General features: G+C 46.5%; 27 protein-coding genes and 1 pseudogene. 15 read left to right on the forward strand and 13 right to left on the reverse strand.

Annotation, left to right across the window (positions count from 1 at the left end):
• Positions 1 to 106: 106 nt before the first annotated feature.
• The gene (locus tag OCU49_RS23750; protein ID WP_376787887.1) at positions 107 to 343 is read right to left on the reverse strand and encodes an AsnC family transcriptional regulator; all 237 of its coding nucleotides are present in this window, start codon (positions 341 to 343) and stop codon (positions 107 to 109) included.
• Positions 344 to 463: 120 nt separating this feature from the next.
• On the opposite strand from OCU49_RS23750, the gene OCU49_RS02380 reads away from it, so the two are divergent.
• The 4 genes from OCU49_RS02380 (at position 464) to OCU49_RS02395 (ending at position 3,897) form a co-directional block, all read left to right on the forward strand.
• Positions 464 to 1,366: a DMT family transporter gene (locus OCU49_RS02380; protein WP_261843433.1), complete on the forward strand. Its 903-nt coding sequence runs from the start codon at positions 464 to 466 to the stop codon at positions 1,364 to 1,366.
• Positions 1,367 to 1,507: 141 nt separating this feature from the next.
• Complete coding sequence (locus OCU49_RS02385) at positions 1,508 to 2,635, forward strand: lysophospholipid acyltransferase family protein (RefSeq protein ID WP_261843434.1); 1,128 nt, start codon at positions 1,508 to 1,510, stop codon at positions 2,633 to 2,635.
• Positions 2,632 to 3,111, forward strand: a complete 480-nt coding sequence (gene moaC, locus OCU49_RS02390) for a cyclic pyranopterin monophosphate synthase MoaC (protein ID WP_261843435.1) — start codon at positions 2,632 to 2,634, stop codon at positions 3,109 to 3,111. Before OCU49_RS02385 ends, moaC begins: the two co-directional genes overlap by 4 nt.
• Positions 3,112 to 3,135: 24 nt before the next feature.
• Positions 3,136 to 3,897, forward strand: coding sequence for a lysophospholipid acyltransferase family protein (locus OCU49_RS02395; RefSeq protein WP_261843436.1), 762 nt, complete (start codon positions 3,136 to 3,138; stop codon positions 3,895 to 3,897).
• Positions 3,898 to 3,945: 48 nt separating this feature from the next.
• Here OCU49_RS02395 and pspC read toward each other — a convergent pair whose 3' ends face one another.
• From pspC to pspA, 3 genes are read right to left on the reverse strand one after another with little or no spacing between them, the layout of a single operon-like run.
• Positions 3,946 to 4,353 (reverse strand): envelope stress response membrane protein PspC, encoded by a 408-nt coding sequence (gene pspC / locus OCU49_RS02400; protein WP_261843437.1) that lies wholly within the window; start codon positions 4,351 to 4,353, stop codon positions 3,946 to 3,948.
• Between the two features lie 24 nt (positions 4,354 to 4,377).
• Positions 4,378 to 4,614, reverse strand: coding sequence for an envelope stress response membrane protein PspB (pspB, locus tag OCU49_RS02405; RefSeq protein WP_261843438.1), 237 nt, complete (start codon positions 4,612 to 4,614; stop codon positions 4,378 to 4,380).
• An 11-nt stretch (positions 4,615 to 4,625) separates the two neighbouring features.
• Complete coding sequence (pspA, locus tag OCU49_RS02410) at positions 4,626 to 5,300, reverse strand: phage shock protein PspA (protein ID WP_261843439.1); 675 nt, start codon at positions 5,298 to 5,300, stop codon at positions 4,626 to 4,628.
• A gap of 198 nt (positions 5,301 to 5,498) precedes the next feature.
• Between pspA and pspF the strand changes: the two genes are divergently transcribed.
• The gene (gene pspF / locus OCU49_RS02415; RefSeq protein ID WP_261843440.1) at positions 5,499 to 6,614 is read left to right on the forward strand and encodes a phage shock protein operon transcriptional activator; all 1,116 of its coding nucleotides are present in this window, start codon (positions 5,499 to 5,501) and stop codon (positions 6,612 to 6,614) included.
• 63 nt (positions 6,615 to 6,677) lie between these two features.
• Here pspF and fabB read toward each other — a convergent pair whose 3' ends face one another.
• The 3 genes from fabB to ispB form a co-directional block, all read right to left on the reverse strand.
• A complete protein-coding gene (fabB, locus tag OCU49_RS02420; protein WP_261843441.1) occupies positions 6,678 to 7,895 on the reverse strand; it encodes a beta-ketoacyl-ACP synthase I in 1,218 nt (405 codons plus the stop codon).
• 88 nt (positions 7,896 to 7,983) lie between these two features.
• Positions 7,984 to 8,499, reverse strand: a complete 516-nt coding sequence (fabA, locus tag OCU49_RS02425; protein ID WP_261843442.1) for a 3-hydroxyacyl-[acyl-carrier-protein] dehydratase FabA — start codon at positions 8,497 to 8,499, stop codon at positions 7,984 to 7,986.
• A 202-nt stretch (positions 8,500 to 8,701) separates the two neighbouring features.
• Positions 8,702 to 9,670 (reverse strand): octaprenyl diphosphate synthase, encoded by a 969-nt coding sequence (gene ispB / locus OCU49_RS02430; protein ID WP_261843443.1) that lies wholly within the window; start codon positions 9,668 to 9,670, stop codon positions 8,702 to 8,704.
• A gap of 225 nt (positions 9,671 to 9,895) precedes the next feature.
• On the opposite strand from ispB, the gene rplU reads away from it, so the two are divergent.
• The 4 genes from rplU to proB all read left to right on the forward strand — a co-directional run bounded on the left by rplU (position 9,896) and on the right by proB (position 13,026).
• Positions 9,896 to 10,207 carry a 50S ribosomal protein L21 gene (gene rplU / locus OCU49_RS02435; protein WP_261843444.1) on the forward strand — a complete coding sequence of 104 codons (312 nt, stop codon included), beginning with the start codon at positions 9,896 to 9,898 and terminating at the stop codon, positions 10,205 to 10,207.
• 24 nt (positions 10,208 to 10,231) lie between these two features.
• Entirely contained in the window at positions 10,232 to 10,489 is a 258-nt protein-coding gene (gene rpmA / locus OCU49_RS02440; protein ID WP_261843445.1) for a 50S ribosomal protein L27, read from the forward strand.
• A gap of 206 nt (positions 10,490 to 10,695) precedes the next feature.
• Complete coding sequence (gene cgtA, locus OCU49_RS02445; RefSeq protein WP_261843446.1) at positions 10,696 to 11,898, forward strand: Obg family GTPase CgtA; 1,203 nt, start codon at positions 10,696 to 10,698, stop codon at positions 11,896 to 11,898.
• Entirely contained in the window at positions 11,899 to 13,026 is a 1,128-nt protein-coding gene (gene proB, locus OCU49_RS02450) for a glutamate 5-kinase (RefSeq protein ID WP_261843447.1), read from the forward strand.
• Between the two features lie 106 nt (positions 13,027 to 13,132).
• On the opposite strand, the gene rpsT is transcribed toward proB, so the two are convergent.
• Positions 13,133 to 13,399, reverse strand: coding sequence for a 30S ribosomal protein S20 (rpsT, locus tag OCU49_RS02455; RefSeq protein WP_261843448.1), 267 nt, complete (start codon positions 13,397 to 13,399; stop codon positions 13,133 to 13,135).
• Positions 13,400 to 13,672: 273 nt separating this feature from the next.
• On the opposite strand from rpsT, the gene murJ reads away from it, so the two are divergent.
• From murJ to fkpB, 5 genes are all read left to right on the forward strand, one after another.
• On the forward strand, positions 13,673 to 15,166 hold the full coding sequence (murJ, locus tag OCU49_RS02460; RefSeq protein ID WP_376787901.1) for a murein biosynthesis integral membrane protein MurJ: 1,494 nt from the start codon (positions 13,673 to 13,675) through the stop codon (positions 15,164 to 15,166).
• A 101-nt stretch (positions 15,167 to 15,267) separates the two neighbouring features.
• A complete protein-coding gene (gene ribF / locus OCU49_RS02465) occupies positions 15,268 to 16,242 on the forward strand; it encodes a bifunctional riboflavin kinase/FAD synthetase (protein WP_261843450.1) in 975 nt (324 codons plus the stop codon).
• 33 nt (positions 16,243 to 16,275) lie between these two features.
• Positions 16,276 to 19,092, forward strand: coding sequence for an isoleucine--tRNA ligase (gene ileS / locus OCU49_RS02470; protein ID WP_261843451.1), 2,817 nt, complete (start codon positions 16,276 to 16,278; stop codon positions 19,090 to 19,092).
• Between the two features lie 28 nt (positions 19,093 to 19,120).
• A complete protein-coding gene (lspA, locus tag OCU49_RS02475) occupies positions 19,121 to 19,603 on the forward strand; it encodes a signal peptidase II (RefSeq protein ID WP_261843452.1) in 483 nt (160 codons plus the stop codon).
• 43 nt (positions 19,604 to 19,646) lie between these two features.
• Positions 19,647 to 20,087, forward strand: a complete 441-nt coding sequence (fkpB, locus tag OCU49_RS02480; protein ID WP_261843453.1) for an FKBP-type peptidyl-prolyl cis-trans isomerase — start codon at positions 19,647 to 19,649, stop codon at positions 20,085 to 20,087.
• Between the two features lie 14 nt (positions 20,088 to 20,101).
• Here the strand turns inward: fkpB and OCU49_RS02485 are convergent, their stop codons facing one another.
• The 5 genes and pseudogenes from OCU49_RS02485 to OCU49_RS02500 all read right to left on the reverse strand — a co-directional run bounded on the left by OCU49_RS02485 (position 20,102) and on the right by OCU49_RS02500 (position 22,403).
• Positions 20,102 to 20,596: a hypothetical protein gene (locus OCU49_RS02485; RefSeq protein WP_261843454.1), complete on the reverse strand. Its 495-nt coding sequence runs from the start codon at positions 20,594 to 20,596 to the stop codon at positions 20,102 to 20,104.
• A gap of 5 nt (positions 20,597 to 20,601) precedes the next feature.
• Positions 20,602 to 21,039 carry a type IV pilin protein gene (locus tag OCU49_RS02490; protein ID WP_261843455.1) on the reverse strand — a complete coding sequence of 146 codons (438 nt, stop codon included), beginning with the start codon at positions 21,037 to 21,039 and terminating at the stop codon, positions 20,602 to 20,604.
• A gap of 12 nt (positions 21,040 to 21,051) precedes the next feature.
• Positions 21,052 to 21,825: a PilW family protein gene (locus OCU49_RS02495; RefSeq protein ID WP_261843456.1), complete on the reverse strand. Its 774-nt coding sequence runs from the start codon at positions 21,823 to 21,825 to the stop codon at positions 21,052 to 21,054.
• Between the two features lie 42 nt (positions 21,826 to 21,867).
• Positions 21,868 to 21,945, reverse strand: a pseudogene (locus OCU49_RS23755) (prepilin-type N-terminal cleavage/methylation domain-containing protein); the annotation flags it as partial.
• A 2-nt stretch (positions 21,946 to 21,947) separates the two neighbouring features.
• Positions 21,948 to 22,403 carry a prepilin-type N-terminal cleavage/methylation domain-containing protein gene (locus OCU49_RS02500; protein WP_261843457.1) on the reverse strand — a complete coding sequence of 152 codons (456 nt, stop codon included), beginning with the start codon at positions 22,401 to 22,403 and terminating at the stop codon, positions 21,948 to 21,950.
• Positions 22,404 to 22,611: 208 nt separating this feature from the next.
• Here OCU49_RS02500 and OCU49_RS02505 point away from each other — a divergent pair, with 208 nt between their 5' ends.
• Entirely contained in the window at positions 22,612 to 23,160 is a 549-nt protein-coding gene (locus OCU49_RS02505; protein ID WP_261843458.1) for a GspH/FimT family protein, read from the forward strand.
• The last annotated feature ends 182 nt before the right edge of the window (positions 23,161 to 23,342 follow it).

Below are 23,342 nucleotides of genomic sequence, written 5' to 3' on the forward strand. Positions count from 1 at the left end.
TAAGCGAATAATAAAGCAATCTTCTCCCGTCCCCTTATCGCACTCTATTCACGCTGGCATTTAGGTCAGACGTTCTTCAAGTTTATGCAGTTGTCCGGGCAATAGTTTAACTCTTGCCAGTGATGTGAGTGTAAAGCCTGGTTTTTCGAGATCTACCTAAATGGTATAGCGAATAATAACTCCCTGTTCTTCGAGCGTTCTTAATGCGTTCTGCAATGCTTGGTGCAGACATGCCTATCTGATTAGCCAAGCTGCTGACAGATTGACGGGCGTTGTCTGCTAATCGCTTGATAATTTCTATATCGATACCGTCAGGTATATATGTTTTTGAAGTCAAAGGCATAATTGATGATTTACCACTAATTCAAAGGTGTTTTGCTTTATTGGCTCATGTTTACTTATAGATGATTATTTTGGCCAGCGTAAACTGTTTGTATTTCAGGCGATGCTTTGAGGGAGTGGGATGAATTTAAATCGTCGGCAGACCGGTATTGTAGAGATGGTCCTGGCTATGGGGTTGTCTGGGACGCTTGGATATTTTGTACTGGAGGCGAACTTACCTGTATGGAATATCGTATTTTTTCGCTGTGTCTTTGGGTTGCTGGGCTTGGGTATTTATTGCTGGTGGCGAGGCTTTCTGACGCCGTGGCCGTTGGCTGGGCGGAATTTGTTGTTTGCTTCTCTGGCTGGTTGTGCTCTGGTTGCTAACTGGCTACTGCTATTTGGTTCTTATCAGTATGCTTCGATATCGCTGTCGACAGCTGTATATCATACCCAGCCATTTTTTCTGCTTTTACTGGCTAGGCTGTTTTTTGCTGAGGCTTTTGATCTTCGAAAATTACCCTGGTATCTGATTGCTTTTGCTGGTTTGTTGCTGATTATTGAGTTTCGCTGGAGCGGGTTGGAAAACTCACAACAATTGCTTGGGTTTCTGATGGCACTGGGGGCGGCGGTACTCTATGCAGTGACGACCCTGTTTACGCGTCAGGTAGAAGGGGTTCGACCTGAAGTGATAGCGTTATTGCATGTGATGATCGGCAGTGTGCTGCTTTTGCCGGTACTGGATTTAACTGCGTTGCCTGTGTTGGCCAGTCAATGGTGGTGTCTGATTGTGTTGGGATTTGTGCATACCTGCCTGATGTACATTTTTTTATATTCTGCCTATCAGAAATTACCAGTAGCGTTGATTGCGATACTGGCGTTTTTATATCCTGTGATAGCAATACTTGTGGATTATCTTATTTACGATCAGTCCTTAAGTGTTCTGCAGTGGCTCGGAATTATGGCTGTGCTGTTTTCTGCCACAGCAATGAATGCCGGTTGGTCACCGCTCAAGTGGCGAATGAAGCAAGCAAACAAGGTATAACCTGGGGTCATGAGGATTTTCGGGGGAGTTAGCGAAGTTTTATGACGAAAGGTTGGCAAAAGACGATAGAAATGGACTGAAATTTTTGCCGTCTCGCGGTAAAATAGACTGTTTAAGTTTGTAGTTCGCTGAGGAGCCTTGATGGCTGAGTCAAACATCCCGAATGATCCGTTTCAGAATATTCGTCCGTATCATGACCGGGAAGTAAATGTTGTTTTGAATAGACTGATCCGTAACGATGAGTTTATTTCGGCAATTACCCGTTACCAGTTTCCTAAGCTGGCATCCTGGTTAGGTTTTCTGCTTAAGCCTGCGATTCGTATTTTTTTGGCGCAGAAAATTGATGAAATTAAAACGGTGGCGAACTTTCAGGGACTGGTTGCGAGCTACATGGAAAAAATGATCAGCCGGACCACTACGCGTCTTAGCTGCTCAGGATTCGAAAACCTGGATGGTGATGAAGCGTATCTGTTTATTTCGAATCACCGTGATATCGCTATGGACCCTGCGTTTGTGAATTGGGTATTACATCAGAATGACAGGAATACAGCGCGTATCGCGATTGGAGATAACTTACTGCGTAAGCCTTACGTGTCTGATCTGATGCGGTTGAATAAAAGTTTTATTGTTAACCGCTCGGCTAAGGGACGTGAAGTGTTGACTGCGCTTGGACAGCTCTCGTCATATATTGATCATTCTTTGGTGCAGGATGAGCAGAATGTCTGGATTGCTCAGCGAGAAGGCCGGGCTAAAGACGGTAATGATGCGACTGATCCTGCGATTTTGAAAATGTTTTATATGTCGCACCGCAAACAGCGGTCTTTTAAAGAGTTTCTCGACCGGGTAAATATTGTGCCTGTTTCCATCTCTTACGAATATGATCCTTGCGATTCGGCTAAAGCCAATGAATTGTGTGCTAAGCAGCAGGATGGTAATTACGAGAAAGGTCAGTTTGAAGATATCGAAAGCATTGTGCAGGGTATTACCGGAAATAAGGGGCATGTACATGTAGCTTTTGGAAGTGTGATCCGGGACATGGAAACACCAGAAGAGTTAGCTGCAGAGATTGATCGGCAGATTATAGAAAATTATCATTTGCACCCGTCTAATCTGATTGCTGCTGGAGAGGAAGATGCGTCTGCTTCATCTCAGGAGCGTAATCAGTTTGAAGAGCGTTTACAGGGGTTGGAACCTACAGCAGCAGAAATTTTGCGGCAGATGTACGCTAATCCGGTAAAAAACAAACATACCCTGCAGGAGGGTGTATGACAGGTTTGACTCATCTTGATGAGAATGGACATGCCAATATGGTGGATGTGTCTGAAAAGGCGGTTACCAGCCGCGAAGCGACTGCGCAGGCAGTTGTAAAAATGTTGCCGGAAACCTTGCATATGATCACCGCCGGAGAGCATAAAAAAGGTGATGTGATTGCGGTTGCGCGGATTGCTGGTATTCAGGCAGCAAAGCGTTGTTCTGACCTGATTCCGCTGTGTCATCCATTAATGCTTAGTAAAGTGAAAGTGGAGCTGACGCCTCAGCCTGAAAATAGCTGCATTGTTATTCATGCGACCTGCAAACTTGCAGGGCAGACGGGTGTCGAAATGGAGGCCTTAACTGCAGCGACTGTCGCGGGTCTGACTATTTATGACATGTGCAAAGCTGTGGATAAAGGTATGGTCATGTCTGATGTGATGTTGCTGGAGAAAAAAGGCGGCAAAAGCGGACACTGGCAGGCTGACGTTTAATTATTTATCAAGGAATACACTATCGTGACCGCTGAGCAAGTGCCTCCTACCGAGTCGGCTTCGGTTTTAGCTTATATTCGGGCTAGCCTGTTTTATGCTGTTTTTTATCCGGTAATGTTCGTTTATTCATTGTTGTGTGTGTGTGTGGGCTGGGCGTTACCTTTTCGTGCCAGATTTCGGCTAATTACAGTTATTAATTTTTTCTGTATGTTCTGGTTGCGTTTAACTTGCGGTGTGAAAGTTGAAATAGAAGGGCGTGAAAACCTTCCGAAGAATGGGGCTTATGTCGTTGTGGCAAATCATTCGAGCGAATGGGAAACGTTCTTTCTGCAAACTTTGATACGTCCGCAGTGTACGGTTCTCAAGCAGGAGTTGTTACGTATTCCAGGGTTTGGTTGGGCGCTGGGTATGCTGAAGCCAATTGCATTGGATCGTAGCAAGCGTCGTGGTGCGCTTAAGCAGCTTATTACGCAGGGTAGAGAGCGTTTAGAGGAAGGTATTAATATTGTTATATTTCCTCAGGGTACGCGTTTGCCTGTTGGTCAGTTAGGGCGCTTCAATAAAGGTGGGGCGATGTTGGCTGCGGCTAATAACGTGCCTTTAGTACCTTTGGTTCATGATGCTGGTTTGTATTGGCCGGGTAAGAGTTTTGTGAAGCGTTCGGGTACCGTCAAGGTCATAATCGGTAAGCCAGTGGAGCTGGATGAGCCGAGTGTTGACGCGTTACATGATCCCTCGGTTGAGTGGATGGAAGCCCGGATGCGGGCTTTAAGAGTCGTTGATTAACAGATAAAACAAACCCCGCAATAGCGGGGTTTTTTGTGGCTGTAAGCTTTACAGGTCGTTAATTTCTTTATTGAACTGATACTTCTTTGAAGTCACGTAGCCTTCCATGCCGCGAAGCTTTTTATCAAGGGCTTGTAAACGTTCGTGAATGTCTCTCAAGCGCTCACTGGCAGGTTTTTGGTAGTTAAACAGTCCGTTATCATGGTGTTGCTGTTGTTTGCTCTGAAAATGAGCTGAGGGTCGTTTAGCCAGTAAAAAAATACCGGCGATATAAGCGATAACAAATAGTTGCGATACAAAAATAAACAGGCTGATTGCAATTAGCCGGGCTACCCATACAGGGATTTCAAAGTATTCGGCGAGCCCGGTGCAGACGCCTGCCAGTGGGCCGCGTTTTGGATTTCGATAAAGGTTGCGGTTATAACCATTGGCTTTGTTTGCTGTATTGTCCTGCATAATTCTCTCCTTAAATGTGACGGGTCAGTGCTGATCCCGTCGCCAGCCCTGGTGCTGGTTGTCAAGAATGCGCTCAAGGCTGTCAATGCGCTCTTCCAGCCCGTTAATGGTGTTTGCCATGTTTTCCATCAGATGTTGGTCATCATCGGAAAGCCCGCGATTTGATTTGTGTTTGCTCCAGTAGTGGAGAATCAGCCACAGTGGTGCGACAACGCTGAGAAACACTACCGAGGGCACAAAGAAAAATGCCATTGCTGTCATCGTATTTCCGCCTATTCAGCTTTACTGTTAATTTTGCTTTTAATGGCATCCAGTTCGCGTTCGATATCATCAGCTGCTGCCAGATCATTAATCTCATCGGCCAGGTTGGTTTTGTGTGTCTTACCCATATCGTAAGATTCTACCTGGCCTTCCAGGTCATCAAGACGACGCTCATACTGTTCAAACTTTTCAAAAGCACGGTTGAGAGTCTCGCGATTTGTTTTTTTACGGATCTCAAGACGAGATTTGCCAGTCTGTTCACGTAACAGCAGTTCTTTCTGCTTGCCTTTTGCGCTGGCAAGCTTTTCCTGCAGCTGGCTGATTTCATCATTAAGTACGTTGAGTTGCTCGCTAAGAAAGGTCAGTTCATTATCGCCAGCTTCAACCGCTTCTTCAGCGCGTCGTTTTTCTATTAAAGCACCTTTTGCAAGATCTTCGCGGCCTTTGCTGATTGCCAGTTCGGTTTTGTTGAGCCAGTCGTTGGCTTCATCCTGGAGCATTTGAATGCGACGTTCGAGTTCTTTTTTATCTGCAATGATCTTTGCAGATGTGCTGCGAACTTCGATAAGAGTGTCTTCCATTTCCTGAATCATCTGGCGAATCATTTTTTTAGGATCTTCTGCGCGATCCAGTAGTGAAGTCAGGTTAGCGTTAACAATGTCCTGAAAGCGGGAAAAAATGCCCATGGTTATCTCCTTGATTGCATTGTTCGAAGTTAGTTGTCTGAGATGTATATAGCGAACTCTGTGCCAGTTCTAAAAAAATAATCCTAATAGGCTGAAAAATAAGAGATTTATTGTTTTAAGTGTGAGGCCTGATTGTTTTTTGTTGGTTTATATAGCTATTATTAGGTCTATAAAGCTAACCAAGTGGTTTTATTGGCTATGAATATTCCCGCGATTATTGGTGATTCACCTTTGTTTGATCAGGTTTTGGAGCGATTGAGTCTGGTAGCTCCGTTACATAAGCCTGTGTTAGTGGTTGGTGAGCGTGGTACAGGTAAAGAATTGATGGCGCAGCGACTGCATTATTTGTCGGAGCGCTGGGATAAGGCATTTATTAAGCTAAATTGTGCTGCTTTAAGTGAGTCTTTATTAGAGTCTGCATTATTTGGTCATGAAGCCGGAGCGTTTACCGGAGCTAATAAGCAGGTGAAAGGTTGTTTTGAAAGAGCAGATGAGGGCACGCTTTTTCTGGATGAGCTGGCGACGGCATCCGTGAGAGTGCAGGAAAAGCTATTGCGGGCGATAGAGTACGGCGAGATAGAGCGTTTGGGTGGGCAGCAAACCTTACAGGTTGATGTCAGGGTTGTGGCTGCGACCAATGCGAACTTACCTGAATTGGCTAGTCAGGGGCGGTTTAGGGCTGACTTATTGGATCGTCTGGCGTTTGATGTTTTGCACTTGCCGCCTCTGAGGATGAGAGATGGCGATGTTCTCTTGCTTGCAGAAAGCTTCGCAATGGCAATGTGTCGTGAGCTAGAGCGTCCAGTCTTTGCGGGGTTTGCTGTAGAGGCGAGGCGGCAGTTGTTAGGTTATGCGTGGCCGGGAAATATTCGTGAGTTAAAGAATGTAGTTGAGCGGAGTATCTATCGGCATCAGGATTATGAGCAGCCTTTATCTGAAATAGTGACAGATCCTTTTCGCTCTCCATGGACTGAAGATAGTGTGTCGGAGGTGCAGGCTACAGAGTATTCTGATACTTCTGGCAAGGGTATGTTGGATGTTCGGAAAGGTGTTGAAGCAGCAGGGTGGGCTGAAAAAGATTTAGTAGAACGTAGCTTTAATGGTGTTGGGGCTTCAACAGAAGGTGGTGAAAATTGCGTTGGTGATATGAAGGCTCAGGTTGCACGCTTTGAGCAGCAATTAATTGTCAGAGCTTTGAGGCTTAATCATTATCAGCAGAAGCATACAGCTGATAGTTTGGGCTTAACCTATCATCAGTTGCGGGCGTACTTGCGAAAATATCCGGGATTATTGTCGGACAAAGTAGCTGATTAGTTTTTTAAGTGCGAAAAAAAAACGGGGCTTTAGCCCCGTTTTGTATATAGGAGTAAGGCTTGCTTAGCTGTCCAGCTTCTGGAATACCAGAGTGGAGTTCGTGCCACCAAAGCCAAAGCTGTTCGACATGACGCGTTGAAGGTCAACGTTGTCTTTGCGTTCAGTAACGACTGGCAGGCCTTCAGCAGCAGGGTCTAGCTCGTCTACGTTTGCAGATGCACAAATGAATTTGTTTTCCATCATCAGCAGGCTGTAAATTGCTTCCTGTACGCCTGTTGCGCCCAGCGAGTGGCCAGTCAGGGATTTGGTTGAGCTAACCGGAGGCATGTTTTCGCCAAAGGTTGACTTCATTGCCTTGAGTTCCTGGATGTCGCCAGCAGGTGTGGATGTGCCGTGAGAGTTGATGTAGTCAATGCTACCGTCAACAGTGCTCATTGCCTGTTCCATGCAGCGCTGTGCGCCTTCGCCTGAAGGTGCGACCATGTCGTAGCCATCAGATGTAGCGCCGTAGCCAACCAGTTCACCGTAGATTTTTGCGCCACGTGCTTTAGCGTGTTCGTAATCTTCCAGTACCAGCATGCCGCCACCACCTGCGATAACGAAACCATCACGGTTTGCATCGTAAGCGCGGGAAGCTTTTTCAGGTGTTTCGTTATATTTGCTGGACAGTGCGCCCATTGCATCAAACATAACACTCAGGGACCAGTGAAGCTCTTCACCGCCGCCGGCAAAAACAATGTCTTGCTTGCCTAGCTGGATTTGCTCCATTGCATTACCAATACAGTGTGCACTGGTAGCGCAGGCAGATGTAATTGAGTAGTTAACGCCTTTGATTTTAAATGGTGTTGCCAGGCATGCGGAAACAGTGCTGCCCATAGTGCGGGTTACACGATATGGACCAACGCGACGTACACCTTTGCTGCGCAGAATGTCAGCTGTTTCAACGATGTCAGCTGAAGATGCGCCGCCGGAGCCTGCAATCAGGCCGGTGCGAACATTGGATACCTGGTCTTCTGTGAGGCCTGCGTCTTTAATGGCCTGATCCATAGAAAGGTAAGCATAAGCAGCTGCATCGCCCATGAAACGAACCAGTTTGCGGTCGATCAGATCGCTATAATCCAGATCTACGCTACCGGCAACATGGCTGCGGAACCCCATTTCCTTATATTCTTCCTGAAACTTGATACCTGAACGGCCCTGTTGCAGTGAATCTAAGACGGTTTCTTTGTCCGTGCCCAGGCAAGAAACGATACCCATTCCGGTAACTACGACGCGTCTCATAGGATGCCTCTCTATATTACTCGTAAATTATTTGGTTGCCTGCATTCTAGTTGAATGCAGGCTATGAAGAGTTGCTGATAATCTGGAATCAGAAATTCTCAGTTGATGTGAACAGGCCAACACGCAGATCGGTTGCGCTGTAAATATCGCGGCCATCAACGGAGACTGTTCCATCAGCAATGCCCATAACCAGTTTGCGTTCAATGACGCGCTTCAGGTCGATGGTGTAAGTAACTTTTTTAGCGGTTGGCAAGATTTGACCGGTGAACTTTACTTCACCTGATCCCAGAGCGCGTCCACGACCCAGGTTGCCGCGCCAGCCCAAGTAGAAGCCTACTAACTGCCACATTGCATCAAGGCCTAGGCAGCCTGGCATAACAGGGTCTGTTGGAAAGTGACACTGGAAGAACCACAGGTCCGGATGGATGTCGAGTTCAGCAATGATCTGGCCTTTGCCGTATTTGCCGCCTTCGGAGTTGATGTTGACGATGCGATCCATCATCAGCATGTTGTCGATTGGAAGCCGGGCATTGCCTGGGCCGAACATCTCGCCGTGACCACATGACAGCAGTTCGTCACGGTTAAAAGAAGAAGGTTTAGTCATTTGAACTGTTGATCCGTAAATTTAAGCCAAAATATCGGCTGATTATACCGGCTAAACTCGTCAGTATCACGGGTTGAATTGCTAAATTCCGTATTATTGCAGTCGCATAATATAAATGAGAATTATTATTGCAATTAGGAGCTTGCCGGTGTTTCCCGTTATAGGGGCTGAGCCTCTCGTTCAGAAAGGCTTAATGTCTGAGTTAGCTGCTTCGTTTAACGGCTAAATCTGCCAGTTGAATCATGGTCGCTTTAAATGAAGAATCAGGTAAAGCATCAAGCGCGGCGATTGCCTGGTCAGCTTGTTGATATGCCTGGGTGCGAGCGTATTCGATGGCGCCAGTCGCGTGAACGATATCCAGTACTGGTTGCAGGTCTTCTAAGCCGCCTTTGCGAATTGCGCGGCGAATCAGTTTGCGTTGTTCGTCGGTGCCTTCGCGCATTGCGTGGATCAGTGGTAGCGTTGCTTTACCTTCTGCAAGGTCGTCACCAACGTTTTTGCCCATTTCTTCAGCGGTACTGAGGTAATCCATAACATCGTCGATTATCTGAAAAGCGATACCTATGTGGCGACCAAATAAGCGCAGGCCTTCCTGCTCTTCTTTAGTTGCGCCAGCAAGAATTGCTCCAGACTCTGTCGCAGCTTCAAACAGCATGGCTGTTTTTCCCAGAATAACCTGCATGTAGGCATCTTCAGTGGTATCCGGGTTTTTTGCGTTCAGAAGCTGAAGGACTTCTCCTTCAGCTATGATGTTGGTGGCATCGGAGATGACTTTCATTATCTCCATGCTGTTAAGTTCAACCATAATCTGGAATGCGCGGGAGTATAGAAAGTCACCGACAAGTACGCTGGGGGCGTTACCCCATTTAGCATTTGCGGTTGAGTTGCCACGGCGTAAATCAGAATTATCGACAACATCATCATGTAAGAGTGTTGCTGTATGAATGAATTCTATGACCGCTGCCAGTGAAACATGTTGCTCGCCTTTATAGTTGGCAGCGTTAGCGGCCAGTAGTACAAGTAATGGGCGAATGCGCTTACCACCGCTTTCTACGATGTAGTGCCCAATCTTTTCGACTAGCGGAACACCTGAATGCAAGTGGTTGATTATGTAGTCATTTACCGCTTCAAATTGCGGTTCAATAAGAGGGTTTAGCTGATGTGGCTGCATGTCACGTAGTGTTATTGATACGGAAGTTAGGCCAGCATGCTAGGGGGGTTGTATAGCGGTGTCAAGAAAAGCCCAAGGCAGGGAATGTTGGGCTTGTGGTTGTCAGTTGACTTGTATATAATCTCGCGCCCTAACCCATCCAAATTCGCTCCCTATTATATGGCGCTGCCATTAGAAATAGGCTTCTACAACAGTAGCAGGGCGGGTTTTAAACCGGAGAAAGAAATGTACGCAGTAATCGTGAGCGGCGGTAAGCAATACCGCGTTCAAGAAGGTCAGACGCTGAAAGTAGAGAAGTTACACGCTGAAGCGGGTGCTAGTATCGAATTCGATCGCGTTTTGCTGGTAGCAAATGGCGATGACGTTAAAATCGGTGCGCCGGTTGTAGCGGGTGCTAAAGTTGTTGGTGAGATCGTTGATCACGGCCGCGCTAAGAAAGTTCATATCATGAAGTTCAAGCGTCGTAAGCACCACATGAAGCAGATGGGTCACCGTCAGCACTTTACTGAAGTTAAAATTACAGGCATTAGCGCCTAATTAACCTGAATAGGAGACTGACAAATGGCTCATAAGAAGGCAGCAGGTAGTACGCGTAACGGTCGCGATTCCGAGTCGAAACGCTTAGGTGTTAAGCGTTTTGGTGGTCAGGTTGTTGTGGCTGGTAACATTCTGGTTCGTCAGCGCGGTACTAAGTTCCATGCTGGTGAAAACGTTGGTATCGGCAAAGACCACACACTGTTTGCGAAAGCAAATGGCGTTGTGAAATTTGTTGTTAAAGGCCCGCAAAAGCGTAAGTACATCACGATCGAAACCGCTTAATCGAGCTTTAAACGTATTCAAAAAGCTCCGCCGCGGCGGGGCTTTTTTTATGTCTTGTGTGTATGGATAGCGGATAGGCTGCTTATTTTGGATGGCGGCAGTATATTGTAATGATGATGTCTGGTGGCGTGCTGTTGAAAGGGTTTCCGAGGAAGTGTTTTCAACAGTGAGTTGAGAGACATCCGGTCCTGAATGGAGGGATGAAGATGAAGTTTGTAGATGAAGCAAGTATTACCATTGAAGCTGGTAAAGGTGGTAATGGTTGTATGAGTTTTCGGCGTGAGAAATATGTCGCCAGAGGTGGTCCTGATGGTGGCGATGGTGGTGATGGCGGTTCGGTGTATGCTGAAGCTGATGACGCGCTAAATACCTTGATTGATTACCGTTTTCAGCCGCGTTATAAGGCTGAAAATGGTCATAATGGCCAGAGTCGGAATTGCACTGGCGCGAAAGGCGAAGAGTTAGTTCTTAAGGTGCCTGTTGGTACAACTATTGTTGATGTAGATACTGATGAGGTTTTGGCGGATCTGACCAAAATTGGCCAGGTTGAGAAAATTGCTCAGGGTGGTTTTCATGGCTTAGGTAATACGCGCTATAAAAGCAGTGTTAACCGGGCACCACGTCAGACAACTAATGGTAGTTTGGGTGAAACGCGTAACATCAAGCTTGAGCTGAAGGTGCTGGCTGATGTTGGCTTGTTGGGTTTGCCTAATGCTGGTAAGTCGACCTTTATTCGTTCCGTGTCAGCGGCTAAGCCTAAAGTGGCGAATTATCCGTTTACAACGCTGGTGCCAAATCTGGGTGTAGTGCGTACAGAGAAGCATCGTAGTTTTGTGATTGCAGATATTCCTGGGATTATTGAAGGTGCGGCAGAGGGTGCGGGTCTGGGGATTCGTTTTCTGAAGCATTTGGCGCGTAACCGTATTTTGTTGCAGTTAGTAGATATGGCGCCGTGGGATGAGTTGACTCCACCGGAAGCGGCTCAGGTCATTGCGCATGAGCTGGAAAAATTTAGCCCGACTCTTGCTAGTCAGGAGCGCTGGTTGGTGTTGAATAAGTTGGATATGGTGCCGGATGATGAGCGTGAAGAGCGCTGTCAGGCTGTGGTTGATGCGTTGGGCTGGGAAGGTCCGGTTTATCGTATTTCAGCTCTGAATAAAGAAGGTACTCAGATATTAGTTCAGGATATTCAGCGCTATTTGGATACACGGGCTGAGTCTCTCATTGAGAATCCAGAGCTGGTTGAAGAAGAGGCTAAGGTTCGCCGGATGATTGATCTGGAAGGGCGTGAGCGTATTGAGCAGATGCGTGAAGAAGCTCGCGCTAAGCGTCGCAATGATGATGGTCTGGATGACGATGATTTCGATGATGATGATTATGATATTGAAGTGGAATACGTGCGGGAGTAAATGGTGAGCGAAGCGCGCAGCAAGCTTGGTAAAACCCGTCGCTGGGTAGTGAAGATTGGTAGTGCACTGCTGACAAATGACGGTGAAGGACTGGATCAGGCGGCGATTTCCCGTTGGGTTGATCAGTTGGCACAACTCCGGCGTGATGGTGTTGAGGTTGTGCTGGTTTCGTCGGGTTCGATTGCAGAAGGTATGACGCGACTTGGTTGGTCGGATCGGCCTCATGAGGTCTATAAGCTTCAGGCTGCAGCAGCGGTTGGTCAGATGGGCTTAGTGCAGGCCTATGAGTCTAATTTTCAACGCCATGATACGCATGCGGCGCAGGTGCTTCTGACACATGAAGATCACTCTAACCGTAAACGTTATCTGAACGCGCAGGCGACTCTGAGAACGCTGATTTCCATGGGTGTTGTGCCGGTAGTTAATGAGAATGACACGGTTGTTACTAAAGAAATACGTTTTGGTGATAATGATACGCTGGGTGCGCTAGTTGCGAACCTGGTTGAGGCGGATGCGCTGATTTTGCTGACTGATCAGCAGGGTTTGTTTACGGCGGATCCTCGTTATGATCCTGAGGCGACGTTGATTTCGGAGGCGCGTGCCGGAGATCAGTCCCTTGAAGCGATGGCTGGTGATGGTGGCAAACTTGGGCGTGGTGGTATGGCGACTAAGGTTCGGGCGGCTAAGTTAGCGGCGCGATCTGGTGCTTTAACAGTTATTGCCAGTGGCCGAGAAGATAATGTGTTGCTTAGGCTGAAGGCTGCTGAGGATTTGGGTACTTTGTTGTCGCCCGAGCAGTCGCCAATGGCGGCGCGAAAGCAGTGGATTGCTGGGCATCTGCAGGCTCGCGGGACATTGACGCTGGATGCGGGGGCTGTGAAGGCGCTGGTGTCTGGTGGTAAAAGCTTGCTTCCTGCCGGGGTTAAGGCGGTTGAGGGTAGTTTTTCCCGTGGTGAGATGGTTGTGCTGATCGATGAGTCTGGAATGGTGATGGCGCGGGGTCTGGTGAACTATGGTATTGAAGATGCTGTGCGGATTATTGGTAAGCCTAGCGGTGAAATAGCGTCTGTGCTTGGGTTTATGGGTGAGAAGGAGTTGGTTCACCGGGATAATCTGGTGTTGGCTTAGTTGGCTCCGTAGTGCGCTCGTCTTGTAGTTGAGAAGATGCTTACTGTAAATTTAAGATATAAAAAAACCGGCAAGAGCCGGTTTTTTTGTATGTGTACAATGCGCTTTATGCAGCCAGCAGTTTGATGCGGGCGTTTAAGCGGCTCTTGTTACGTGCAACCTGGTTCTTGTTGAACAGGCCTTTGTTTACTGCGCTGTCCATAATTGGCTGAGCAGTAACGAAAGCAGCTGTAGCAGCAGCGTGGTCGCCAGCTTCGATAGCAGCAGTTACTTTCTTAACGTAGGTGCGAACCATGGAACGCAGGCTAGCGTTATGTTGACGGCACTTCTCAGCTTGACGAGCGCGTTTGCGGGATCCTGCGGAATTTGCCACGATCCGACTCCTTTAATGAATTAGTTAAAATTACCCGGCTAGTTAGCCCGTTGAATAGGGATTGCCAGTATCGTTTTTTGAGACGCGAAATTATTCCTGTTTGTGCGTCGTCTGTCAATAAATGCAGCAATTTAATTATTCAGGCGTTATTATCTGCCGTAAATTTCCAGTCAGCAGGACTAAAACTTGAGTAAAGGCACGGATCAGCAAAATTCTACGAAAAAGTTAGCGTCTTCACCGGGCTTGCTGCGTTCCAGTGCAATAGTGGGGCTGATGACCATGCTGTCGCGTGTACTTGGGCTGGCGCGTGATGTGGTTGTTGCGAACTTCTTTGGTGCCGGAAGTGGTGCAGATGCCTTTTTTGTGGCTTTTAAAATTCCAAACTTCTTGCGCCGTTTATTTGCTGAAGGGGCTTTTTCCCAAGCGTTTGTGCCAGTGCTTTCTGAGTACCGGACGCAGCAGGATAAGGCAGCAGTAAAAGAACTGGTCGACCGTGTTACCGGTACTCTGGGTGTGATTTTATTGTTGGTGACAGCGCTAGGTGTATTGGGTGCGCCTGTTTTAGCGATGATTTTTGCACCGGGTTTTTATTTGCAGGGCGGTGAGCGATATGACCTGGTCGTCGATATGCTGCGTCTGACGTTTCCCTATTTGTTGCTGATATCGTTAACGGCCTTGGCTGGCAGTGTGCTTAACAGTTATGAGCGTTTTGCGGTTCCAGCTTTTACGCCAGTGTTGCTGAATTTATCGCTCATTGGTGCCGCTGTATGGCTGCAGCCAGTGTTTGATCAGCCGGTGATGGCGTTGGCGTTAGGGGTGCTGATTGCCGGTTGTGCTCAGCTGCTATTTCAGATGCCGTTTTTATGGCGCTTGCAGTTATTGCCTCGTCCACGAATTGATCGGCAGCATGAAGGTGTGAAGCGCATAATGGTGTTAATGATACCGGCGCTTTTCGGTGTTTCGGTCAGTCAAATCAACTTGCTGTTAGATACGCTGTTGGCTTCGTTTCTACAGACTGGCAGTGTTTCCTGGCTATATTACTCTGATCGATTGGCGGAATTACCGCTGGGTGTCTTCGGTATTGCTATAGCGACGGTTATATTGCCGAGCCTCTCCCGTAAGCATGCGGAGAAGTCGACAGATCATTTTGCTAAGACATTGGACTGGGCAATGCGGATGGTGTTGCTAATCGGTGTGCCAGCTGCGCTGGCGTTACTGGTGTTGGCTGAGCCACTTATTGCTACTTTGTTTCATTATGGTGAAATGCAAGACCGTGACGTGATGATGGCAGCTATGAGTCTGCGGGCTTATGCCTGTGGTCTGATCGCTTTTATGCTGATTAAGGTTTTGGCACCAGGTTATTTCTCCCGTCAGGATACTAAGACCCCTGTGCGGATTGGTATTATTGCGATGGTTGTGAATATGGCGCTGAATCTTGCGCTTATAGGTCCGCTGGATCATGTGGGGTTGGCGCTTGCTACAACGTTGGCGGCGTTTCTTAATGCCGGTTTGTTGTTGCGCGGATTGCGTCGCGAAGGTGTGTTTGTCTGGCAGGCGGGCTGGGGCTTGATGATATCGCGTATTTTGCTGGCAAACGGGCTTATGGTGGCGTTGTTGTACTGGCTAGTGGCGGATGCTGCTTTATGGCTCGAGTTCTCAATGTGGCAACGAATTGGTCAGATGACTATGTTGGTTGGATTGGGTGTGTTGCTATATTTGGCGACTCTGATTATTACCGGGTTGAGAATGCGTCATTTACGGCCCTGAAAATGACGCAAAAATAGTCATGTATCGCGGTACTCCGGGAAGTCTATCTGAGGTATAATTCCGCGCTGATTTTTCTGCTACTGATGAGTTGAATGCTGTTTATGGAACTGATTCGAGGCCTGCACAATCTCCGTGATACGCACCGTGACTGCGTTGCGACGATTGGAAATTTTGACGGTGTTCATTTGGGACATCGTCAAGTGCTGGGTCAGTTACAGCGCAAAGCTGCAGAACTGCAGTTGCCGTCAGTAGTTATTATCTTTGAACCACAGCCGCAGGAGTTTTTCTGTGGCGATAAAGCTTTACCCCGAGTGACACGCTTTGGCGAAAAAGTTCGCTTGCTGGAACAGCAAGGTGTCGATCGAATTGTTTGCCTGACGTTTAATGAGCGTTTACGAACAATGACCGCAGAAGCTTTTATTCAGCAGTTATTGCTGAATGGCCTGGCAATTAAGCACTTGGTGGTTGGTGATGACTTCCGGTTTGGCTGTGATCGTGCCGGCGATTATAAGATGCTTTGTGAGAGTGGCGTAAAACATGGCTTTAGCGTTGAAAATACCGTGACCTTTGATGTCGACGGTGAGCGCGTAAGCAGTACCCGTATTCGCAAAGTACTGACTGAAAACCAGCTTGCTTTAAGCAGTCGGTTACTGGGACGTAATTATCGCGTTACCGGGCGGGTTATGCACGGTCAGGCGTTGGGGCGGCAGTTAGGTGTGCCAACGGCAAATGTGCGGATGCATCGCTTTCCCTGCCCTCTACGGGGGGTGTACGCAGTGAATGCTCATCTTAACGGTGGTCAGGTGCTTCAGGGTGTATGTAATGTTGGCATGCGGCCTACTGTGAATGGCACTAAACCTGTTCTTGAGGCGCACCTGTTTGACTTCTCAGGTGACCTGTATGGCCAGTTGTTAAGCGTAGAATTTAAGCATTTCATCCGAGGTGAACAAAAGTTTGCAGGCCTGGATGAATTGAAAGCACAGATTTTTGCAGATATTGATGCTGCCCGTGCATTTTTGCCGGCAGTAATTAAAACCGAATTAACAAATATTTCATTCAAAGCAGTAAAGCTTTGAGGGAATAAACAGAGATCCAGAAGCGATACCACGATGACCGATTATAAAGCGACTTTGAACTTGCCGGAAACGGCCTTTCCTATGCGTGGCAATCTGGCTCAGAAAGAGCCGCAGATGCTGAAACAATGGCAGAAGATGGATCTGTACCAAAAAATTCGTCAGGTTAGTGAAGGTCGCGAGAAATTTATTCTGCATGATGGCCCTCCGTATGCAAACGGCGATATTCACATTGGCCACGCAGTTAATAAGATCCTTAAGGATATCATTGTTAAGTTCCGTACTCTCGACGGATATGACGCACCATATGTTCCGGGTTGGGATTGCCACGGACTGCCGATTGAACACAATGTTGAAAAGAAAAACGGAAAGGCTGGTGTTAAGTTATCGTTCTCTGCGTTCCGTAAGAAGTGTCGCGAGTATGCTGCCCGTCAGGTAGAAGGTCAGAAGAAAGACTTTATTCGTCTGGGTGTTTTGGGTGACTGGGAAAACCCATATCTGACTATGAACTTCGGTACTGAAGCGAACATCATTCGTGCGCTGGGTAAAATTGCTGAAAATGGTCATTTGGTAAAAGGCTATAAGCCAGTCTACTGGAGTGTGGTTGGTGGTTCAGCGCTGGCGGAAGCTGAAGTTGAATATCAGGATAAAACTTCGCTGGCAATTGATGTGCGTTTTGCACCGTTTGATATAGATGCCTTCCTGGGATGTTTCGGACAGCTCAGTGGTGAAGGTGACGCTTCAGTTGTTATCTGGACCACGACTCCCTGGACCTTGCCTGCTAACCAGGCAGTTTCTCTGAATGCAGAACTTGATTACGTATTGGTACAGTGTGATGCCGGTGCGGGTGTTGAACGCCTGCTGCTTGCTGAAGCATTGGTTGAAGAAACGATGGGCCGCTATGGCGTTGAAGACTATCAGATCGTTGGCCGCTGTACAGGTCAGGCGCTGGAAGGTCAGATGTTAGCGCATCCGTTTTATGACCGTCAGGTACCGGTAATTCTGGGTGAGCACGTGACGACCGATGCGGGTACCGGTGCTGTTCATACTGCACCTGATCACGGTGTAGAAGATTTCAATGTTGGCCGCGCTTACGATATCGGTACGTTAAATCTTGTAGCTGGTAATGGTGTATTTGTTGACGCCGCCGGTGAGTTTGCCGGTGAGCACGTTTACAAAGTTGAAGATAAGATTGTTGCTGCGCTCGAAGCGAATAACCGTCTGGTTTTGCAAAAGAAATTCAATCACAGTTATCCACATTGCTGGCGTACAAAAACTCCGCTGATTTACCGTGCGACACCGCAGTGGTTTATCAGTATGGAAAAGGAAGGTCTGAAGACTAAAGCACTGGATGCAATCAAACAGGTTGAGTGGTTCCCTGGTTGGGGCCAGAACCGTATTGAAGCAATGGTCGAGCAAAGCCCTGACTGGTGTGTATCACGCCAGCGTACCTGGGGTGTGCCTATTGCATTGTTCGTGAATAAGAATACTGGTGAATTGCATCCGGAAACGCCGCGTCTGATTGAAACAGTTGCGTTGGAAGTTGAGAAAACCGGCATCGATGCCTGGTTTGATCTTGAAGCGGAATCCCTGTTGGGTGATGAAGCCGATCAGTATGAGAAAGTGCTGGATACTCTGGATGTATGGTTTGATTCAGGTGTTACACACTTCTCGGTACTGGACAGTACTGATGGTCTGGAATATCCGGCGAATATGTACTTGGAAGGTTCTGATCAGCACCGTGGCTGGTTCCAGTCTTCGTTGAAAACAGCGATTGCTATCAAAGGAACAGCGCCTTACAAACAGGTACTGACACATGGTTTTACCGTTGATGGTGATGGCCGTAAGATGTCTAAGTCTGTGGGTAATGTGGTTTCTCCACAGGAAGTTATGAATAAGTATGGTGCAGATATCCTGCGTCTGTGGGTAGCATCGACTGATTTCAGTTCTGAAATGACAGTATCTGATGAGATCCTTAAGCGTACGGCTGATGCATATCGCCGGATTCGTAATACAGCTCGCTTCCTGTTATCTAACCTGAGCGGTTTTGATCCGAAAACAGATTTGGTAGCACCGGAAGATATGGTGGCACTGGATCGCTGGGCGGTAGACCGTACTGCTCAGCTACAGGAAGAATTAATCGGTCATTATGACCAGTACCAGATGCTGCAGGTATATCAGAAAGTTTCTCACTTCTGTTCTCTGGATCTGGGTGGTTTCTACCTGGATATCATTAAAGATCGCCAGTACACCGCTAAAACTGATTCTGTTGCGCGTCGCTCTTGTCAGACTGCTTTATTCCATATCATGGAAGCGCTGGTACGTTGGGTTGCACCAATTCTTAGTTTTACTGCCGATGAGATTTGGCAGCAAATGCCGGGTGAGCGTACTGAGTCTGTTCAGCTGACTACCTGGTATGAAGGTTTGTCTGGTTTGACTGAAGATGCTCAGCTAGGACGTGATTTCTGGCAGCAGGTTCTGGCAGTAAAAACTGCTGTGAACAAAGAGCTGGAGAACCAGCGCAGTGCAGGCAATATCGGTGGTAGCCTTGAAGCGGAAGTGACGTTGTTCTGCTCCGATGAGTTACAGGCTCAACTGAATAAGCTGGAAGATGAGTTGCGTTTTGTTCTTATTACTTCTCAGGCAGCGGTGCGTCCATTGGCTGAAGCGGGTGATGTTGTAGTCACTGAGCTGGAAGGTTTGAGTGTGCAGGTTGTGAAATCTGAACAGGCTAAGTGTGAGCGATGCTGGCATCATCGTGAAGATGTTGGGCAGAATGCTGACCATGACGCTTTGTGTGGCCGCTGCGTAGAGAATGTCAGCGGTGCAGGCGAACAGCGTAGTTTTGCCTGATTTGGCGCCGATAAACAGGGAAAGTAACATGACTTTGTTTCGCTCAACGGCACTGGTATGGCTATGGTTAGTTGTACTGGTGCTTGGCTTGGATTTAGCAACTAAAACGCTGGCGGATAATGTATTACCTTATGGTGTGCCGCATCCGCAGTTGCCAATTTTTGATCTGACCTTGTTGTATAACAAAGGTGCTGCTTTTAGTTTTCTGGCAAATGCCGGAGGGTGGCAGCGCTGGTTCTTTACGGCTGTCGCTGTGGGAATGAGTGCTGTGTTGCTGGTGTGGATGTATCGCACACCACGTAATCAGCTTTGGCTGGGCAGTGCTTTGGCGTTGGTAATGGCTGGTGCGCTGGGAAATTTGTTTGACCGTGTCGTCTACGGCCATGTCATTGATTTTCTGTCTTTCCACTATCAGAACAGATATTTTCCTGCATTTAACTTTGCTGATGTCGCGATATCCTGCGGTGCATTTATGCTGATTGTGGATATGTTCCGTCAGGAATCGAAATAGTATAAATCCTGTATTCAGGGTTAGATCTTAACTGGAGTTTTCTATGTCATCTTCTGCAATTGTTGATAACAGCCGGGTTACTTTGCATTTCGCAATTAAGCTGGCGGATGGTCAGATAGTTGATTCTAATTTTGAAGCAGAGCCTGCTGTTTTTTCAGTGGGAGACGGGCAGATGTTGGAAGGTTTTGAGCGTGCTTTGATTGGCTTAAGTAGCGGTGATGAGAAGCAGTTTGAGATTTTGCCAGAACAAGGTTTTGGGATGGCGAACCCTAACAATATGCAGAAGTTTCCTCGCAGCCAGTTTAAGGATATGGAACTGGAAGAAGGTTTAGTTATTTCTTTCAGTGATGCCGGTAACGGTGAATTACCAGGTGTAATTAGTGAATTTAATGATGATAAAGTGACGGTAGATTTTAACCATCCTCTAGCCGGCCAGACATTATTATTTGATGTAAAAATCATTTCAGTAGAAGCTGCTGAATAAGTAGTAACTCCTTTCTATTCTTCCCTCTGAAACAGCCATGTTTGTCTTATGGCTGTTTTCTTTCTTATTTTATAGATTGCGGACAAACGAATTGTTTGCAGTGTCTCTGTCTGTATAACCCGTATATGTATTTTGTAGCGCGTGCTGATGTTAGCGGTTTTGAGATTTTTCGGTTGTATCTTTTCGAGCAGGTATTGATTGATTGAGGTATCTGTTTTGGCTGCTGTGAATGTTTGATATCTATCTTCACTTAGCGTGCTGTTTGCTCTGCACCTGCCTGAACTACAATATTTATCGAAAGGTAGCAGATATTCCGCTTCAAGAATTTTTTCTGTACGCCGGAGTGTTTGCTGGGCCTGAGTGATGAGTAATTGCTGTTCCTGATGGCGGCTGGTTGTTTCTAAATGAAGCTGCGTGTTTTGCCAGCTGAGTATGCTGAGCCAGCTAATGATGGGTAGAAAAAATAGCAGAGTAAATAAAACCGCACCTTGCTGCTTATAAGTATTCATCAAGATTACCAGCAAGTTTGTTTTGGTGTCTTGTGATAGTTTGTGTGAGTTTTTCTGCCGATGTGGTCCAGCGTTAAATCTCCACAATCATCTTGTAGTTGACGTCCCTGGCGCTGAGCCATCAACTGATAAGTATCTTGCTTTGCTTTTGTTACCATCAATCGGTAAGCCGGATGTTTCAAAGCCTGTATAAAAGGCTTGTTACATATAAGTATTGGTTCAGAAGGAAGAGGGGATGGAGCTATGTTTGCGTAGCTACGTACGGTTTTGTAATGCAGAGTTAATTCCGTTGAACAGGCTAGTAATAGCTGTTTAGCCTGTTCACGGTTAGCTTTCAGTTGATGCTGAATATATGAAGGGTAAGCCAATAAAGCTAATAAACCGATTACTGTTAGCGTGATCATTAGTTCAATGAAGCTAAAGCCTATAGAGTATTTTTGCATACAGAGTTTCTCTTATCGCAGACGGTTATAGATAGGAATGACTGTGCTAAATGTTTTCTTAAGTCGGTCATTATTGTTTTGGCTTTGATGGATAAGAGTGTTGGATCGAACTGTCAGGGTTATTTGTACGCTGTGGATTTGTGCTAAATCGCCAATCTGGCTGATAGGTAAATAGCGTTCCGGGCCAGGAATGCTATCTGTATTTTCTCCATAGAGAATCTGCATTTGCTCGATATCTTCCAGTAATGCCTGCGCATATCCTGTGTCATATTGCCGGTATAGTGTGGGTTTTCCGTTGCTGAGTCTGAGCTCGTATTTAATGTGCACCACTAGATATACGCTGGATTCTAAAGGGTAAATGTATTGCAATTTCGAAGACAGATTACCCGTAGTGTCTGGTTTTTGATTGTGGAAAAGGGTGTTGTTTACTTTGCGTGAAATAGTGAATATATCCGCGCCCATACAGTTTGTTATTAATGCTGTCTGGTGTGTTTTAAGGGATGAGGATTTAAGCTGTATGGGGCTGCTTTTACGCTGCATCTTTTGGTCTAGTGGATAGGCCGGTTCGACAGCCCGTAGGATGCTGATGCTGTCACTTTTATTAATGCCCGCATCGTCCCTACCTGTTATGGCGAAATAAGGCGAATACATATTGTTATTCGATCCATTGTGGATAACCTGATTATTATCACTACAGCCCCAATAAGCTGCCTGTTGTATATCCTGCCGAAGAAAATGTAATGCTGCCCAGCCGCTTTCAATGAGTTCTTGCTGTGCGCTGTTCATTAGGAAGTTTCTATGGCTAAACAGAGCGTACTGAGTTACCAAGAGTATAAGTAGCAGGCTGAGTGCCATTGCTATCATCAGCTCAATCAGGCTGAAGCCCCTTTGTGTAATAGCAGGCATGATTAAAAGCTAATGTAGTGATAAGCGTTATGTTTTCCAGAAGAATCCTCCCATCGTATTTTCAATACCATGAAATGATTTTTTAAATTGCAAAACAGCCCTGAGGGGGAGTCTGTAGGGCAAATGCTCCCTTTTCCTGAAGGTAATGCTTTTGTAATTTGTTGTTGCCAGCTATACAGAGCATTCTTCGCCTGTTCCTGATAAGTGCAGCCAGGTTGTTGATAGCAGTTGGGGTGATGTCTAGCTGGTTGTTGGAATGTACCGTGAAGCGCAGCAAGTGGATTGGACTGGATATGTCCTGCCATAAATTGGTTAAGGCTAAAGGCTTGTGCTTCCTGTAATGCAAATCGTGACAATTGCTGAGCATAAATTTGCGATACGCTTATGGCAATTAACGTTACGCTGGTAATTGACAGCGATACCAGTACTTCGATGAGCGTGAATCCTTTCTGGCTCATAATAATATCCTTATATTTTTTACTCTTCCATGAGTATGTTTTACTGACGTTCAGATCAGAAATGTCAATATAGAGTAGGAATACGGATTTTTCATATTAATTTTAGTCGGCAGGCTTTTAGGTAAGAGCAATTGTTCTAACGTGCTACAAAGTGATTTAATACAGTTGTTTTATTTTGGTCTGCTGACAAATCTCAGGGATTGAGAAAATGTTAATAGCTAAGGAGCAAAGGGTTTACTGTGCTATTCAAGGATTTACGCTGATTGAGCTACTCGTCATTGTCAGTGTTGTCACTTTGTTAGTCACAGTTGCAGTGCCAGGATATCAGAGTGTTAAGCAGTATATTGATATTCAGGGAAGCAGCCGACAGCTGGTAGCAGCTATTGCGGTGGCCAGAGCTAATGCGATTAATCTTGGGCGCCCGGTAGTATTGTGCCGACGGCTAAGCTTAGAGACTGAGCTTTGTGCTGGTAATAAAGTTAACAGCAGTGGTAACTGGGGTAATGGCTGGCTTATGTTTATAGATCTGGACAAAAATCAATTGTACAGCTCTAAGGATCAGTTGCTGAAAACAGACTTTAATATAGCGAACCAGTGCACTATTAAAGGACGTGGAGATTTTCTGAGCTTTAAGTCAGATGGCCTGCTACGTGGCAGTGGTAACGGTACATTTACCATAAGTTGTGGAGTGCTGTTTCAAACGTTGATTGTGAATGTATTAGGGCGAGTGAGATATACAAGTGTGGTTAAAAAGTAACCATGTTGAGTGGTTGAGTATAGGGCTTTCGTGCCCAGGCTACTAATTTTGAGGTATGCTGTAACTATTACCCAGTTTGGGTTTTGGGTGGTGGGGATGCTAATGCTTTTGATGATACTGTTTGAAAACAATGTATATGTAAAAAATTTTGAAAGTTATTATTACGGTTAATGAGTTTTCCT

Origin of the sequence: Aliamphritea ceti, from assembly GCF_024347215.1 — a bacterium.
GTDB classification, from domain to species: domain Bacteria; phylum Pseudomonadota; class Gammaproteobacteria; order Pseudomonadales; family Balneatricaceae; genus Amphritea; species Amphritea ceti.

What these genes read in the sequence shown, in the direction of transcription:
- OCU49_RS23750 (WP_376787887.1), bottom strand. Translation starts at nt 343, where the DNA reads ATGCCTTTGACTTCAAAAACATATATACCTGACGGTATCGATATAGAA.
- OCU49_RS02380 (WP_261843433.1), top strand. Translation starts at nt 464, where the DNA reads ATGAATTTAAATCGTCGGCAGACCGGTATTGTAGAGATGGTCCTGGCT.
- OCU49_RS02385 (WP_261843434.1), top strand. Translation starts at nt 1,508, where the DNA reads ATGGCTGAGTCAAACATCCCGAATGATCCGTTTCAGAATATTCGTCCG.
- moaC (WP_261843435.1), top strand. Translation starts at nt 2,632, where the DNA reads ATGACAGGTTTGACTCATCTTGATGAGAATGGACATGCCAATATGGTG.
- pspC (WP_261843437.1), bottom strand. Translation starts at nt 4,353, where the DNA reads ATGCAGGACAATACAGCAAACAAAGCCAATGGTTATAACCGCAACCTT.
- pspB (WP_261843438.1), bottom strand. Translation starts at nt 4,614, where the DNA reads ATGACAGCAATGGCATTTTTCTTTGTGCCCTCGGTAGTGTTTCTCAGC.
- pspA (WP_261843439.1), bottom strand. Translation starts at nt 5,300, where the DNA reads ATGGGCATTTTTTCCCGCTTTCAGGACATTGTTAACGCTAACCTGACT.
- pspF (WP_261843440.1), top strand. Translation starts at nt 5,499, where the DNA reads ATGAATATTCCCGCGATTATTGGTGATTCACCTTTGTTTGATCAGGTT.
- fabB (WP_261843441.1), bottom strand. Translation starts at nt 7,895, where the DNA reads ATGAGACGCGTCGTAGTTACCGGAATGGGTATCGTTTCTTGCCTGGGC.
- fabA (WP_261843442.1), bottom strand. Translation starts at nt 8,499, where the DNA reads ATGACTAAACCTTCTTCTTTTAACCGTGACGAACTGCTGTCATGTGGT.
- ispB (WP_261843443.1), bottom strand. Translation starts at nt 9,670, where the DNA reads ATGCAGCCACATCAGCTAAACCCTCTTATTGAACCGCAATTTGAAGCG.
- rplU (WP_261843444.1), top strand. Translation starts at nt 9,896, where the DNA reads ATGTACGCAGTAATCGTGAGCGGCGGTAAGCAATACCGCGTTCAAGAA.
- rpmA (WP_261843445.1), top strand. Translation starts at nt 10,232, where the DNA reads ATGGCTCATAAGAAGGCAGCAGGTAGTACGCGTAACGGTCGCGATTCC.
- cgtA (WP_261843446.1), top strand. Translation starts at nt 10,696, where the DNA reads ATGAAGTTTGTAGATGAAGCAAGTATTACCATTGAAGCTGGTAAAGGT.
- proB (WP_261843447.1), top strand. Translation starts at nt 11,899, where the DNA reads ATGGTGAGCGAAGCGCGCAGCAAGCTTGGTAAAACCCGTCGCTGGGTA.
- murJ (WP_376787901.1), top strand. Translation starts at nt 13,673, where the DNA reads ATGACCATGCTGTCGCGTGTACTTGGGCTGGCGCGTGATGTGGTTGTT.
- ribF (WP_261843450.1), top strand. Translation starts at nt 15,268, where the DNA reads ATGGAACTGATTCGAGGCCTGCACAATCTCCGTGATACGCACCGTGAC.
- ileS (WP_261843451.1), top strand. Translation starts at nt 16,276, where the DNA reads ATGACCGATTATAAAGCGACTTTGAACTTGCCGGAAACGGCCTTTCCT.
- lspA (WP_261843452.1), top strand. Translation starts at nt 19,121, where the DNA reads ATGACTTTGTTTCGCTCAACGGCACTGGTATGGCTATGGTTAGTTGTA.
- fkpB (WP_261843453.1), top strand. Translation starts at nt 19,647, where the DNA reads ATGTCATCTTCTGCAATTGTTGATAACAGCCGGGTTACTTTGCATTTC.
- OCU49_RS02485 (WP_261843454.1), bottom strand. Translation starts at nt 20,596, where the DNA reads ATGAATACTTATAAGCAGCAAGGTGCGGTTTTATTTACTCTGCTATTT.
- OCU49_RS02490 (WP_261843455.1), bottom strand. Translation starts at nt 21,039, where the DNA reads ATGCAAAAATACTCTATAGGCTTTAGCTTCATTGAACTAATGATCACG.
- OCU49_RS02495 (WP_261843456.1), bottom strand. Translation starts at nt 21,825, where the DNA reads ATGAACAGCGCACAGCAAGAACTCATTGAAAGCGGCTGGGCAGCATTA.
- OCU49_RS02500 (WP_261843457.1), bottom strand. Translation starts at nt 22,403, where the DNA reads ATGAGCCAGAAAGGATTCACGCTCATCGAAGTACTGGTATCGCTGTCA.
- OCU49_RS02505 (WP_261843458.1), top strand. Translation starts at nt 22,612, where the DNA reads ATGTTAATAGCTAAGGAGCAAAGGGTTTACTGTGCTATTCAAGGATTT.